The organism is Anaeromonas gelatinilytica (assembly GCF_016820635.1).
Taxonomy (GTDB): Bacteria; Bacillota; Clostridia; order Tissierellales; family SIT17; genus Anaeromonas; species Anaeromonas gelatinilytica.
Genome location: NZ_WSFU01000133.1, coordinates 1 through 14,323 on the forward strand (window position 1 = coordinate 1; position 14,323 = coordinate 14,323).

The 14,323-nt window shown below is 28.7% G+C and carries 12 protein-coding genes; all 12 read left to right on the forward strand.

All coding sequences use genetic code 11. The features are described 5' to 3' along the window. The coding region (locus GOQ29_RS12305; RefSeq protein ID WP_203372964.1) for a RidA family protein at positions 1–375 on the forward strand (375 nt) is incomplete at its 5' end. A 13-nt stretch (positions 376–388) separates the two neighbouring features. Next, positions 389–940 carry a DNA-3-methyladenine glycosylase I gene (locus GOQ29_RS12310; protein WP_203372965.1) on the forward strand — a complete coding sequence of 184 codons (552 nt, stop codon included), beginning with the start codon at positions 389–391 and terminating at the stop codon, positions 938–940. Between the two features lie 447 nt (positions 941–1,387). Next, entirely contained in the window at positions 1,388–1,822 is a 435-nt protein-coding gene (locus GOQ29_RS12315) for a DUF2935 domain-containing protein (RefSeq protein ID WP_203372966.1), read from the forward strand. A gap of 490 nt (positions 1,823–2,312) precedes the next feature. Then, the gene (locus GOQ29_RS12320) at positions 2,313–2,987 is read left to right on the forward strand and encodes a LiaF transmembrane domain-containing protein (protein WP_203372967.1); all 675 of its coding nucleotides are present in this window, start codon (positions 2,313–2,315) and stop codon (positions 2,985–2,987) included. Positions 2,988–3,018: 31 nt separating this feature from the next. Next, positions 3,019–3,570, forward strand: a complete 552-nt coding sequence (locus tag GOQ29_RS12325; protein WP_203372968.1) for a Holliday junction resolvase RecU — start codon at positions 3,019–3,021, stop codon at positions 3,568–3,570. A 156-nt stretch (positions 3,571–3,726) separates the two neighbouring features. Beyond that, positions 3,727–5,541: an oligoendopeptidase F gene (pepF, locus tag GOQ29_RS12330; protein ID WP_203372969.1), complete on the forward strand. Its 1,815-nt coding sequence runs from the start codon at positions 3,727–3,729 to the stop codon at positions 5,539–5,541. A gap of 317 nt (positions 5,542–5,858) precedes the next feature. After that, positions 5,859–7,229 (forward strand): alanine/glycine:cation symporter family protein, encoded by a 1,371-nt coding sequence (locus GOQ29_RS12335; protein WP_203372970.1) that lies wholly within the window; start codon positions 5,859–5,861, stop codon positions 7,227–7,229. Between the two features lie 403 nt (positions 7,230–7,632). Continuing rightward, the gene (locus tag GOQ29_RS12340; protein WP_203372971.1) at positions 7,633–8,073 is read left to right on the forward strand and encodes a G5 domain-containing protein; all 441 of its coding nucleotides are present in this window, start codon (positions 7,633–7,635) and stop codon (positions 8,071–8,073) included. 87 nt (positions 8,074–8,160) lie between these two features. Next, the gene (locus GOQ29_RS12345; RefSeq protein ID WP_203372972.1) at positions 8,161–10,242 is read left to right on the forward strand and encodes a sigma 54-interacting transcriptional regulator; all 2,082 of its coding nucleotides are present in this window, start codon (positions 8,161–8,163) and stop codon (positions 10,240–10,242) included. A gap of 265 nt (positions 10,243–10,507) precedes the next feature. Continuing rightward, on the forward strand, positions 10,508–12,061 hold the full coding sequence (locus tag GOQ29_RS12350; RefSeq protein ID WP_203372973.1) for an acyl CoA:acetate/3-ketoacid CoA transferase: 1,554 nt from the start codon (positions 10,508–10,510) through the stop codon (positions 12,059–12,061). Between the two features lie 58 nt (positions 12,062–12,119). Next, positions 12,120–13,475 carry a GntP family permease gene (locus GOQ29_RS12355; protein WP_203372974.1) on the forward strand — a complete coding sequence of 452 codons (1,356 nt, stop codon included), beginning with the start codon at positions 12,120–12,122 and terminating at the stop codon, positions 13,473–13,475. A 30-nt stretch (positions 13,476–13,505) separates the two neighbouring features. Beyond that, a complete protein-coding gene (locus GOQ29_RS12360) occupies positions 13,506–13,922 on the forward strand; it encodes a MaoC family dehydratase (protein ID WP_203372975.1) in 417 nt (138 codons plus the stop codon). Positions 13,923–14,323 lie beyond the last annotated feature (401 nt).

The following is a 14,323-nucleotide window of genomic DNA, read 5'->3' on the forward strand; positions in this document are numbered from 1 at the left end:
AGAAAAGTAGTATCAACAAAAAATGCACCAGGAGCAATAGGACCTTATTCTCAAGGAATAAAGATGGGTAATTTTATATTTACGTCAGGACAATTACCAATGGATCCAGAATCAGGAGAATTAATTTCAGATATTAAAAAGGCAACAGCTAGATCTCTTGATAATGTTAAGGCAATATTAGAAGAGGCAGGAAGTAGTATGGAAAATATAATAAAGGCAACAATATTTGTAAAAGATTTAAATGATTTTGGTTCAGTAAACGAAGTATATGGAACATATTTTAATGATGAACCACCAGCTAGGTCTTGTGTAGAAGTAGCAAAGTTGCCTAAAGATGCAAAAGTTGAAATAGAAGTTATTGCAGCAATTAAATAAAGGATTTATTAAAATGGAGAGATGTGACTGGTGTAAAGGAAATGAACTATATATAAAATATCATGATGAAGAATGGGGAGTACCAGTTCATGATGATAGAGTTCATTTTGAATTTTTGGTATTAGAATCTATGCAAGCAGGATTAAGCTGGATAACTATATTAAAGAAAAGAGAAAATTTTAGAGAAGCATTTGACAATTTTGACTATGAAAAGATAGCTACATATGATGAAGATAAGATAGAAGAATTATTGAATAATAAGGGTATCATAAGAAATAGAAGAAAAATTAAAGCAGCCATAAATAATGCAAATGAGTTTATAAAAATAATAGAAGAATTTGGTAGTTTTGATAAATATATATGGAAATTTACGAATAATAATAGGATAATTAACTACTATAAAGAAATTTCGGAAGTGCCAGCAAAATCAGATTTATCAGATACAATAAGTAAAGATTTAAAAAAGAGAGGATTTAAGTTTTTAGGATCAATCATCATATATTCTTATTTACAAGCAATTGGAATTATAGATGATCATAAAGATTCATGTTATAGAAAAAAATAAAGTTTAAAAAGCAGTTGATATTTCTTATGCATAAGAAATATCAACTGCTTTTTTATTGTCTAGTAGCGTTTACTTAATAAAAGGTTTAAATTATTGATAAATATAAGGATTAATAGCCACAGAAAATATTGGAAGACAATAAAAAACAGGAGTTGTAGGGGATGAAATCCCCTGCCGTATTAGAAGGGTGCTCAGGTGCATGTATTATGCACCGTCAAAGGAAAACTAGGTTTCCCTAGTGAAACGGATACGATTTTTATCCGTCTTTTTATATATTGATAGGTTATTAGCTAATGTAAGTAATAATATTCAAATATTTTGTCTAATATATTTGAATTGTATGTAGAAATAGTTTACTTAGAACTTAATAGAATGGTGGGTACAGAATTTTATATTCTACATATAATGATATTGATTATAAGATTTATCAAAAGGAGGAAAAGATAAATGCAGTTTTGCTATGGAGATAAGAATCATATAAGAGTTTTAGAGGAAGCTCAGTTTTGGAAGAGACAAGAAGCAGAACATACTGTAGTCATTAGAGAAATGGCAGGAAATTTAGAAGAGGAATTTACAGAGGAATTAAAGGCAAAATATGAGAACTTTAGTTCAACGGAAGCAACTATTACTCAATACATTGAAAGATTAATTAGAACTAATTATATGATAAATTCTGAATTAGAAGAAAAAATTATAGATTTAATTGAATTTACTTTATGTCAAAGTGAAATGTTTGTAGACTTTTTAAGTACTATGCTGAAGGAAAGTCCTGCGGTAAAAAATAATGTAGTAGTTAGTGTGGTAGTTAGTCATATTATGAGAGAATCTCAGTATTATGTTGGCGTTGCTAAGGCTTATCTTGCTTATATGTCTTATATATAGAATGGCATTAAGGAATGTTTAGGGTGAATAGGTAATAATTATAGATGAATACAAAGATTTATGTTTTATAAAATAAAATTACAAGCTTAGTGACACATTATATGTTGTTAGGCTTTTTTATTTTTCAAAAATTGAATAGAATCAAGTATTCATTTTATAATGTATTTAAATTGAAAATTTTAGGGGGGAATGATTATGACAAATAAAACATTTAAACTGGAGACATTAACATGCCCAACTTGTGTAATAAACACCGAAGAAGAATTAAAGCAGGCTTTTAAGGAAATTAGGGAGAATACATTTACAGGGAAATAGTAGTGAGACTTAGGTAGCAAAATAAATAGAAAAGAGCGAATAAATTTGTTTGCTCTTTTCTATTTATAGTATAATAAACTAAAATAGTTTTCATTATATTAGACTTAGTATTTTATTATGTTAAAACATATATTATATAATAGGATAGTATATAAAAAGAGGGAGGGAAGAGTAAATGAATAAAAAGATATTAGGTATTATTATCATCATAATAGGATTATTATTGCTTTTAAATTCTAATGGTCTGTTAAATTTAAATATAGGAAATATAATTTCAACATATTGGCCTTTAGTACTTATATTAGCTGGGGCGTATAGTATAATGACTAATAAAGCTACTAAAATTGGAGGAATAATAGTATTAACAATAGGTATCATATTTCAATTAAGGAATCTTGATCTTTTTAATATATTTAATTATTTAGAGTTTTGGCCTATTCTAACTATAATTACTGGAATATATTTTATATTTCCATTTAATGATAAATGGAACGTGGAGCAAAAAGATAAAATTAATCCTGTTGCAATATTCTCTGGTTTAAGTCTTAGAAATACTTCCAATAAATTTAAAGGTGGTGTGTCTACTGTATTATTTGGAGGAATTGATTTAGATTTGACGCAAGCTGAAATTGAAAATGATGAATTAGCTACATTAGATGTATTTGTTGGTTTTGGTGGTTTAGATATATTTGTGCCAGAAGATTGGAATGTAGAAATTAAAGGATTACCTTTATTTGGTGGATGGGATAATAATACAAGAAATAAGGGAGATTTAAGTTTGCCTAAGTTAAGAATAAATTGTTTAGTTATGTTTGGAGGATTTGATGTAAAAGATTATAAGACTAAATAAATCACATGATAAGTATGAAATAACAGAAAGGGTGATTCTAATCACTAGATGGAACAGTTTAGGACATAGGGGAGATAATACAGAAAATCTAGTAAATTCTATAAACGAATTATATGATAAACAGAACTTAGCACTTATAACTAAAGTACCTACTCCAATAAAAGTGATTAAAATTCATTTAGGGAAAATAGTTGAGGCTTTTTTTGAAGAAAAATCCACTGTTGATTATAATGGAATAGTTCAAGGATACGGTATTTGCTTTGATTCAAAGGAAACTAATAAAAATTATCTACCTTTAAGCAATATACATCAACATCAAATTGATTATATGAATAAATTTGATTGTCAAAAAGGATATGCTTTTATTATATGTAATTTTAAAAAGATAGGAGGTTTTTATTTGATACCTATTGAAACTATAAATAATTTTTGGAATAATAGTAAAAAAGGTGGAAGAAAATCTATTCCAGTAGCAGGATTAAATGATAGATACATAGTTAAAATGAAAAATGGATTACCTGATTATTTAGATGCTTTGAATAAATATATTGATGATAAATTAAAAAATAAAGCAATAGTATAGAAATTTAGCCAGAGATTAATCTCTGGCTAAATTATTAAATAGTGATATAATATGAAATGAGAATACTTTTCTGAATTTTCAAATCCCAATATTTATTCAATAAATTATAATTATTTTATATTAGAAATGTATTATTTTATAGAAAGAAGGGGTAATATGAATAATGAATTGAAAAAAAGAAGTGAAGTAGATCCATCTTTGACTTGGGATTTATCCCATATTTTTAAGACAGAAGAGGAATATGAAAAGACTTTAGGAGAAGTAGTAGAAAAATCCAAGGATATAGAAAAGAAATACAAGGATAAGTTAAATAATTCAGATATTATATTAGAATGTATTGAAGAATATGAAAATTTATATGTAAAAGCTAGTTTAACTAGCGATTATACATATTTAGCCACATCTGTAGATGAAACAAATGATGTAAATCAATCTAAACTTATAAAAAATGATGATATCATATCGCAAGTCATGAGTAGAATTACCTTTATAAAAAGTGAATTACAAGAAATAGAAGATAGAATACTCGATGAAGCTATAGAAAAGACTCAAAAGTATAAGGTATATCTTAAAGATATAAAAAGAAGTAAAGTTCATATTCTTCATCCAGAGGTGGAAAAGGCATTTGCAGGATTATCTTCAGTATTAGAAGTTCCATATAAAGTATATAATCAAGCAAAATTAGCAGATATGAATTTTCCAAAGTTTAAAGTAGGTGGAAAAGAATATTCTCTTAGTTATGTATTGTTTGAAAATACATATCAAGTAGATAAGAATACTGAATTGAGAAGAAAATCTTTTGAAGTATTTTCAAATAAGATAAAAGAATATCAAAATACTATTGGAACTGCATATCAGACTCAAGTACAAAAGGAAAAAATTATATCTAATATGAAGAAATTTGATTCTATATTTGATTATTTATTATTTGATCAAAAAGTTGATAGAGAGCTTTATGATAGACAAATTGATATAATAATGGAAAGATTGGCTCCTCATATGAGGAAATATGCTAAACTCATTAAAAAAGTTTATAATTTAGATGAAATGACTTTTGCTGATTTAAAAGTATCCATAGACCCAGAATATGATCCGGAAGTAACCATAGAAGAATCAAAGAAATATATAGAAGGAGCATTGTCGGTGATGGGTAAGGAATACTTAGATATTGTAATGAAATCCTATAAAGAAAAATGGGTAGATTTTGCTCAAAATATAGGGAAATCTACAGGAGGATTTTGTGCCACTCCTTATGGAAAACATCCATATATTCTTCTTACATGGAATGGTCTTATGAGCGAAGTATTTACTCTAGTACATGAGCTAGGCCATGGTGGACATTTTGTGTTATCCCAGGAAAACAATAATTTGTTTAATGAATCTCCATCTCTTTACTTTATAGAGGCTCCATCTACAATGAATGAAATGCTTTTAAGTAATTATTTAATTAAAAATGAAGACAATGCTAGATTTAAAAGATGGGTACTATCTTCAATGATTAGTAATACTTACTATCATAATTTTGTAACTCATTTGTTAGAAGCTGCTTATCAAAGGGATGTTTATAAGATAATAGATAATGGTGGAAGTGTTCATGCTAAGAAATTGAGTGAAATTAAAAGAGATGTATTAGAGAGGTTCTGGGGAGATGAAGTAAAAATAAATGAAGGTGCAGAATTAACTTGGATGAGGCAACCTCATTATTATATGGGATTATATTCATATACTTATAGTGCAGGGCTTACAGTAGCTACTCAGGTGAGTCAAAGAATATTAAATGAAGGAGAAAAGGCAGTAGAGGATTGGAAAAATGTATTGAGAGCAGGAGGCACTAAGACTCCCGTGGAGTTAGCTAAAATGGTAGGAGTTGATATTACTACAGATAAACCTTTATTAGATACTATTGAATATATTGGTTCAATAATAGATGAAATAGTTGAACTAACAGAGGAAATGGAAAAAAGTAATTAAAAATATACCCCTATAATAAATAATTATTTATTATAGGGGATATTTATTGGAATAAATTAAAGTAAGAAAATTTGTGTAGACTAATCTAGCAGAATATAAAGGAAAAAATTATGATAAATTATTTAATTATAATTCTCTTATCTTTAGATTATAGAGTAGGAAGTAATAATTGAGTTTAGAGAATTTGATAAAAAAATATCAAAATCCTCTAATTCTTTTTGAGCTTTTTTGAGTTTTTTTGAAATTTTAAAAGTATAATAATGATGAAACCTTTAATAATATTATAAGAAAAAATATATAAAAGGGGGAGATTTAACATGGAAAGTCTTATGAAACAATTAGAGGCAATTAATCAGGTCTTATGGGGTCCAGTTATGTTAATTGTTTTATTGGGAACAGGGGTACTATTTACGTTGAGATTACGATTTATTCAAATTAGAAAGTTAAAGGAGATGTTTAAACAAATATTTAGTAGACCTACTAAAGAAAGAGAAGAATTAGGCTTATCATCTTTTCAGTCTCTTTCCACTGCTATAGCGGGACAGGTAGGTACAGGAAATTTAGCTGGAGTTGCTACGGCAATAGTAGCCGGAGGACCTGGTTCAATATTTTGGATGTGGATTAGTGGTTTTTTTGGTATGGGAACAATATTTGCAGAAGCAGTTTTAGGACAATTATTTAATAAAAATAAAAATGGAGAACTAGTTGGAGGACCAGCATATTATCTAAGATATGGATTAAAAAGTAAGATGTTAGCAGCTTTTTTTGCTATTTCGATAGTATTTGCTCTTGGTTTCATGGGCAATATGGTTCAATCTAATTCTATAGCCTTAGCAGTTAATAATGCTTTTAATATACCAAAGATAATTATAGGCGTGATAGTTGCAGCATTGGCGGGGTTAATTTTAATAGGAGGAGTTAAAAGGATAGGGGCATTTACCGAAAAAATAGTTCCATTTATGGCAGCTTTATATATATTAGGGGGAATTGCCATATTAGTTATTAATCATGAAAATATACTTCCTGCTCTTAAAATGATATTTTATGGAGCCTTCAATCCTAAGGCAGCAACAGGAGGGCTTATTGGAGCTACTGTAAAGGAAACTTTAAGGTATGGTATAGCAAGGGGATTATTTTCTAATGAAGCTGGAATGGGATCTACTCCGCATGCCCATGCTGTTGCTAAGGTGGATCATCCAGTTCAACAGGGATTAGTTTCAATGTTAGGAGTTATAATAGATACTGGTATAGTTTGCACAATAACAGCATTAGTGATATTAACAACAGGTGCTTTTGAGACTGGATTAACAAGCTCTGAATTAACTCAACAGGGGTTTCGCTTAGGTTTTAGTAATTTTGGAAATTTTGGATTATATTTTATAGCAGTGGCATTATTTTTCTTTGCCTTTTCTACTATAATTGGATGGTATTTTTTTGGAGAATTAAATATTAAATATCTTTTTGGTAAAGGAGGAGTGAAGTATTATAGATATTTAGTTCTTTTATGTATAGTTTTAGGTACATTGTTAGAAGTAGATTTAGTTTGGGCATTAGCAGATGTTTTTAATGCTCTAATGATAATACCAAACCTAATAGCATTAGTAGGATTGTCTAACCTAGTAGTAAAATCAGTAAAGGAGTATAGTTTTAAAGAAGAAAAAGAAGAGAATGTTTCAAAAACAAGTTAGTATGTAGAATAGAAAGTTCATTAAAGTTTCTTTTATTATTGAATAAAAATTTTCATTTTAAAAAAGCCTTAAATATAGGCTTTTTTAAAATGAAATAAAAGCTGGCATAAAAATTGCTATATTAATAAACAAAAAAGATAATGGAGAATTAAAAAACTGTATTTAAAAGATTAAAATTATTAGCCTTTAAATATGATGGAAGTGTGTAGAGTTTATATCAACAAGCTGAATAGGATAAATACAATTATATTTTATAAAAATGCAAAGAAAAATTATAGTGTATATTTTATTATTTATTGAAATGAACAAAAGAATTTTTAAAGTAAAGATAATTATGATATTATATTTAAAGTAGTAAAATATGATGGTAGTTTTTGATTATAGAAATATAGGAGGACTTTAATTGATAATAAAGTTGGTTAAAAGTATTATAAAATATAGATTCATAGTGATCTGTTTTATACTTGGAATTATTTTAGGTCGTTTTACAGCGCCGTATATAGTGGATTTTATTATGGGTGGAGATATAGCTGGAATAGCTGAAGATAAGGAAGATGAAGCTGTGATTACAACAAAAGAGGAAACGGTTGAAGAAAGTGTACCCTTTTATATAGAGAAAGAAGATGATCCAACATTGGAGTTGGGAACAGAAATAGTAGAAAAAGAAGGTGTTGATGGACTTAAAAAAGTAACATATGAGATAACTTTAACTGCTGGTGAAGAAACTGATAGAAAAGTAATAAGTAATGAAATTACAAAAAGTCCTATAAATAAAATCATAAAGGTAGGAACTAAAGAATTAGGAGAAAATCAAGAAAAGGATTTAGGAGAACGTCAAGAGTAGATATATATAATGTAATAAATTGTTTAATGAATATTTGTAATAATGTTAGTTAAAAGTAAAATAAAATCTAATTTAAGGAGGGGAATTATGCTTCATCTTAGAAAGATTAAGGCCAGAGATATAATGGATACTAATATATCTGGATTAAAATTAAATTCAAGTATAAATGAAGCAATAATATATATAGTAAATCATAATTTAGACAATATACCAGTTGTAGATAATGAAAATAAATTACTTGGAATTTTACCTAAAGTAGCCTTATTAGATAAAGTATCTAATTCTTATATTTATGAATCTAACATAAATGATTTAGTAGAAAATAATGAAAATATTTATATTAAAGAAAATGAAGATGGAAATATAATAAAAGATAAGCCTTATAGAGAAATTTTTGTAATTGATAATCAAAACAAGTTAAAAGGAGTATTAACGAAATCTAAATATTTAACAGAGCAATTAAATTTTTTAATATTGAGTATAAATTCTATTATAGAATCTACTAAACATGCTATTATAGCAATAGATGAAGAAGAGAATGTTATAATTTTAAATACTATAGCTGAGAAAATACTAGAAATAGATACCAAAGATTCCTTAGGAAAAAATATATCAGAGGTTTTACCTTCATCTAAATTACCTTTTATATTGAGAAATGGAAAAACAAATATAAATAATCTTATAAAAATAAAAAATAAGAAGATTATGACTAGTAGAGCTCCTATTGTGGAAAATGGAGAAATAAAAGGAGCTATTTCCCTATTTTCAGATGTTACGAAACATAATAATCTTTTAAAAGAATTAGAGGAAGAAAAAGATGTATCTCAAGTATTGAATACTATCTTAGAGACTGCATATGATGGGATAGTAGTAGTAGATAAAGATGGGTATATAACCATGATTAGTAAAGCCTATGTAAAATTTTTAAGACTAGAAAATAAAGATGTTATAGGAAAACATGTGACTGAAGTAATAGAAAATACAAGAATGCATATCGTTGTACAAAATGGAATATCTGAGATTGCAAATATTCAAAAAGTAGGGGATAATTATATGATTGCTTCAAGAATTCCTATAATTAAAAAAGGTGAGGTAGTCGGAGCTGTAGGAAAGTTATTATTTAGAAATTTAGATGAGTTAAATGATTTATATAAAAGAATTAATCTTATGGAAAAAGAACTTAAACAGTATAAGGGAGAATTGACTAAGTTAAATAGATCTAAATATACTTTTAAAAATATAATAGGTAAAAGCAAAAAACTTATTGATACTATAGATTTAGCAAAAAAAGGTTCTCAAACGGATTCTAATATATTAATTTTAGGAGATAGTGGAACAGGAAAAGAATTATTTGCTCATGCAATTCATAATCATAGCGATAGAAGTTTTGGTCCTTTCGTAAAGGTTAATTGTGCAGCAATTCCTGCTGAATTATTGGAATCAGAATTATTTGGGTATGAAGATGGAGCTTTTACTGGCGCAAGAAAGGGAGGAAAAATAGGTAAATTTGAGTTAGCTGATGGAGGAACTATTTTTTTGGACGAGATAGGGGATATGCCATTAATTATGCAATCAAAGCTTTTAAGAGTAATACAAGAGCGAGAAATAGAAAAAGTAGGTGGAACTAAACCTAAGAGAATAAATGTTAGAATAATAGCTGCTACTAATAAAGACTTAGAGAAAATGATTAGTAAAGGGGAGTATAGACAAGACTTATATTATAGGTTAAATGTATTTACTATAAATGTTCCTTCTTTAAAGCAAAGGTGTGAGGATATTCCAACATTAAGTTATTATTTTTTAAATAAATTGAATGATAAATATCATAAAAAGGTTAAAAAGATATCTGATAGATGTTTTAATTATTTAATTAATCATAAGTGGCCAGGAAACATTAGAGAATTAGAAAATGTAATTGAAAGAGCTATGAATTTAATAAATACTGAAGAAGTGATGGATGTGGAACATTTACCTAAGTGTGTATTAGGAAAGGAATATGTAAGAAGTCCTAAAAGATTAGAGGATGTGTTATCAAAGGCTGAAAAAGAAGCTATTATAGAAAGTATTAAAGCATCTAAAGGAAATAAAACAAAAGCTGCTAAAATACTAGGAATAGGAAGAACTACATTTTATGAAAAATTAAATAAATATAATCTGACAGATATTTAGATTTTATATTTTATATTTAATTGTTCTGAAATCAGTACTATAAAAAAAAGAATAAATATATTGTAGGGATATCTGAACGATTGATAAAAATTATACTATCCTATATATGATTTACCGAACACTTTTTTTTGGTAAAGAATATATAGGATATTTTTATTTTTAAAAAAGCCTTAAATACAGACTTTTTTAAAAAACAAAAGAAAATAAAGCTGGCATAAAAATTGCTTTTATTAATTAACGAACAAAAATATAGGGAGGAATAAAAATGAAACCTAAAGTTATGTCAGCTAAGGAGGCAGTGTCCTTAATCAAGGATGGAGATACTTTAGTTACTGGAGGTTTTGTAGGGAATTGTCATCCTGAAGAGTTAACATTAGCACTAGAAAAACGTTTTTTGGATGAAGAAAAACCAAAGGGACTTAAATTAGTCTATGCAGCAGGGCAAGGAGATGGAAAAGAAAGAGGTCTAAATCATTTAGCTCACGAAGGACTAATATCTAAAGTCATAGGGGGACATTGGGGATTAGCACCTAAGGTAGGGAAATTGGCCCTAGATAACAAAATAGAAGCTTATAACTTACCTCAGGGAGTAATTTCTCATTTATTTAGAGATATTGCAGCAGGAAAGCCCGGTACTATTACTCATGTGGGTTTAAAAACTTTTGTAGATCCTAGAATTGAAGGAGGTAAACTCAATAAAAAGACCAAGGAAGATATAGTGAGATTGATAGAGGTTGAAGGGAAAGAGAAGTTACTTTATAAGGCTTTTCCTATAGATGTAGCTTTTATAAGGGCTACTTATGCCGATGAGATGGGAAATGCAACAATGGAAAGAGAAGCTGTTACTTTAGAAGTTACTTCTATAGCACAGGCTGTTAAGAACTCTGGAGGTAAAGTTATACTTCAGGTGGAAAAAGTAGTTAAAAAAGGCAGCTTAGATCCTAGATTAGTAAAGATTCCTGGAATATATGTAGATGCTATTGTTGTATCTGATTCTAAGAATCATATGCAGACTTTTGAAGAAGATTATAATCCTTCATATACAGGCGAAATAAAAGTTTCAGTTGATTCTATAGGAAAACTTCCTTTAGATATTAGAAAAGTGATTGCTAGAAGATCAGCTATGGAATTAGTACCTAATGCAATTACTAATTTAGGTATTGGAATGCCTGAAGGTGTAGCAATGGTAGCTAGTGAAGAAAAAATTGGAGATAATATGAATTTAACTGTTGAAGCAGGACCAATAGGTGGAGTACCATCAGGAGGATTAAGTTTTGGTTCGGCTATTAATCCTGAGGTCATTTTAGATCAGCCTTATCAATTTGATTTTTATGATGGAGGAGGATTAGATGTAGCATTTTTAGGTCTCGCTCAATGTGATAAACAAGGAAATATAAATGTAAGTAAATTTGGTCCCAAAATAGCAGGATGTGGTGGTTTTATTAATATAACACAAAATGCTAAAGCAGTAATTTATTGTGGAACATTTACAGCAGGAGGTCTAAAAGTAGATATTAGTGAAGGAAAACTTAATATATTGCAGGAAGGGAAGATTAAAAAGTTTCTAGAGAGTGTAGAACAGATAACATTTAGTGGAGAGTATGCATCTGAAATAGGACAAAAAGTTTTATATATAACTGAGAGAGCTGTTTTCAAATTGAGTTCTGAAGGTCTAATACTTACTGAAATAGCTCCAGGAGTAGATTTGCAGAAAGATATTATAGATTTAATGGAATTTAAACCTATAATATCTAAAGATTTAAAAACCATGGATTCAAGAATATTTGAAAAAGAAGCTATGGGACTTACTATTGATTAATAGTAAGTATAGAAAATGTTTATGGGAACTTAAATAATATTTTAGAGGAGGAATATTTATGTTAGGCGTTATAGCTATTATATCTACACTAGTAGCACTTATGTATTTTGCTTATCGTGGGATCACTGTATTAATTCTTGCACCAATTTTAGCAATGATAGCAGCTTTATTAGCAGGAGAAATACCAGCTTTGTATGCATTGTCCGAAACATTCATGCCGGCAGCAGCAGGCTATATTACTTCTTATTTTCCAGTGTTTTTAACTGGTGCAATATTTGGTAAATTAATGGGTGTTACAGGAGCAGCCAATGCAATTGCAGAATTTATCTCTGAAAAATTTGGAGAAAAAAGAGCGATAACTGCAGTGGTTATAGCAACGGCTTTATTAACTTATGGAGGAGTTTCTTTGTTTGTTGTAGTATTTGCGATTTATCCGATTGGAGCTACATTACTTAGAAGAGCAGATATTCCTAAAAGACTATTACCAGGAGCCATAGCTTTAGGAGGGTTTACATTTACTATGACAGCTCTACCTGGTACTCCACAGTATATTAATACTATGCCTACTCTTTATTTTGGCACAGATATATATGCTGGTCCAGTGTTAGGAATATTAGCATCAGCTATTATATTGGGTGGGGGACTTACTTATCTGAATTGGAGAGCCAGAACCTTAAAGGCTAAAGGTGAAGGATATGGAGAACATCCTGATGAAGAAATACATGAAATGAATGACAAATTACCAGGAATAGGACTTGCAATTACTCCTATAATTATAGTCTTTGTACTTAATTTTGTATTTACTAATTGGTATTTCAAGATGGATTCAGTTATAGGCAAATATGAAGCATTGGATTCAGCGGTAAATGGTACTTGGCCAGTTATACTTGGACTTGGTGTAGCAATAATTTTTATATTAATAACTATGAGAAAGTTTATAGCTAATACAAATAAAACTGTATTTGATGGAGCAGTAGGATCATTACTTCCAATATTTAATACAGCTTCTGAGGTTGGATATGGTGGAGTTATTAAGTCTCTAGCAGCATTCACCACAGTAAAGACAGGTATAGTAGCACTAGCTATACCGTCGATATTTAAAGTAGGTATATCTACAACTTTACTTGCAGGTATAGTAGGATCTTCTTCTGGTGGTACAGCTATAGCACTTGAAGTACTTTCTGAAGAATTCTTAGCAATGGGAATAGCTCCTGGGGCTCTGCATAGAATCATGCTTGTAGCTGCCGGAGGACTTGATTCATTGCCCCATTGTGGTGCTGTAATAACATTACTTGCAGTATGTAAATTAACCCATAAAGAAAGTTATAAGGACATAGCCTTTAACACTATGATTTTACCTATAATCGCTGTTTTAGTAATATCCTTATTCTATTTAATAACAGGAATATATTAATAACTACAATATTAAAAAGGAGTGTTAGATGTGAAGGGTATAAGTTTTGAAGAACTAAAATTAGGCCAGAAAGCATCATTTCAAAAAACAATTACAGAAACAGATGTATATCTTTATGCCGGTATTACTGGTGATATAAATCCTGCTCATATAAATGAAGAAGTATCTAAGGAAACAATGTTTAAAGGAAGAATAGCTCATGGCATGTTAACCTCAGGTTTAGTGTCTGCAGTATTAGGAGTACATCTTCCAGGACCTGGAACCATTTATTTAGGTCAAGAGCTTAAATTTACTGCTCCAGTAAGATTTGGAGATACTATAAAAGCAGAAGTAAAAGTAATAGAAAAAATTGAAGAGAAAAATACTGTAAAACTTAAAACTATTTGTACAAATCAAAAACATGATGTTGTATTAAAGGGTATTGCCACAGTAATGCCTCCTAAATAATATTAATATAAATTCCCTGGGTCAGTTAAAGATTCAGGGTTTTTTAGATTAAAGAAATATGATATTTAACCAAATTATATATACAGTACAATTGTACGCCTACTTCTATATAATTTAATTAAATAAAATAAAACTAGGGAGTAATATTAATGGAATATAAGAATAAAGTTAAAAAGCTATTATCATTAAGTTTATTTTTGTTGACAATGTATTAATAATAAAATAATATTAAATTAAGAAAATAGTTGAGGGGATTGATTTCATGGAGGACAATCTTAAACAGATTCTTACTGAATTAAAATCAATTAATACAAGACTTGATAGTGTAGACCAAAGACTAGATGGAATGGATGCAAGATTTGATAGTGTAGATAAAAGACTAGACGGAATGGATGCAAGAT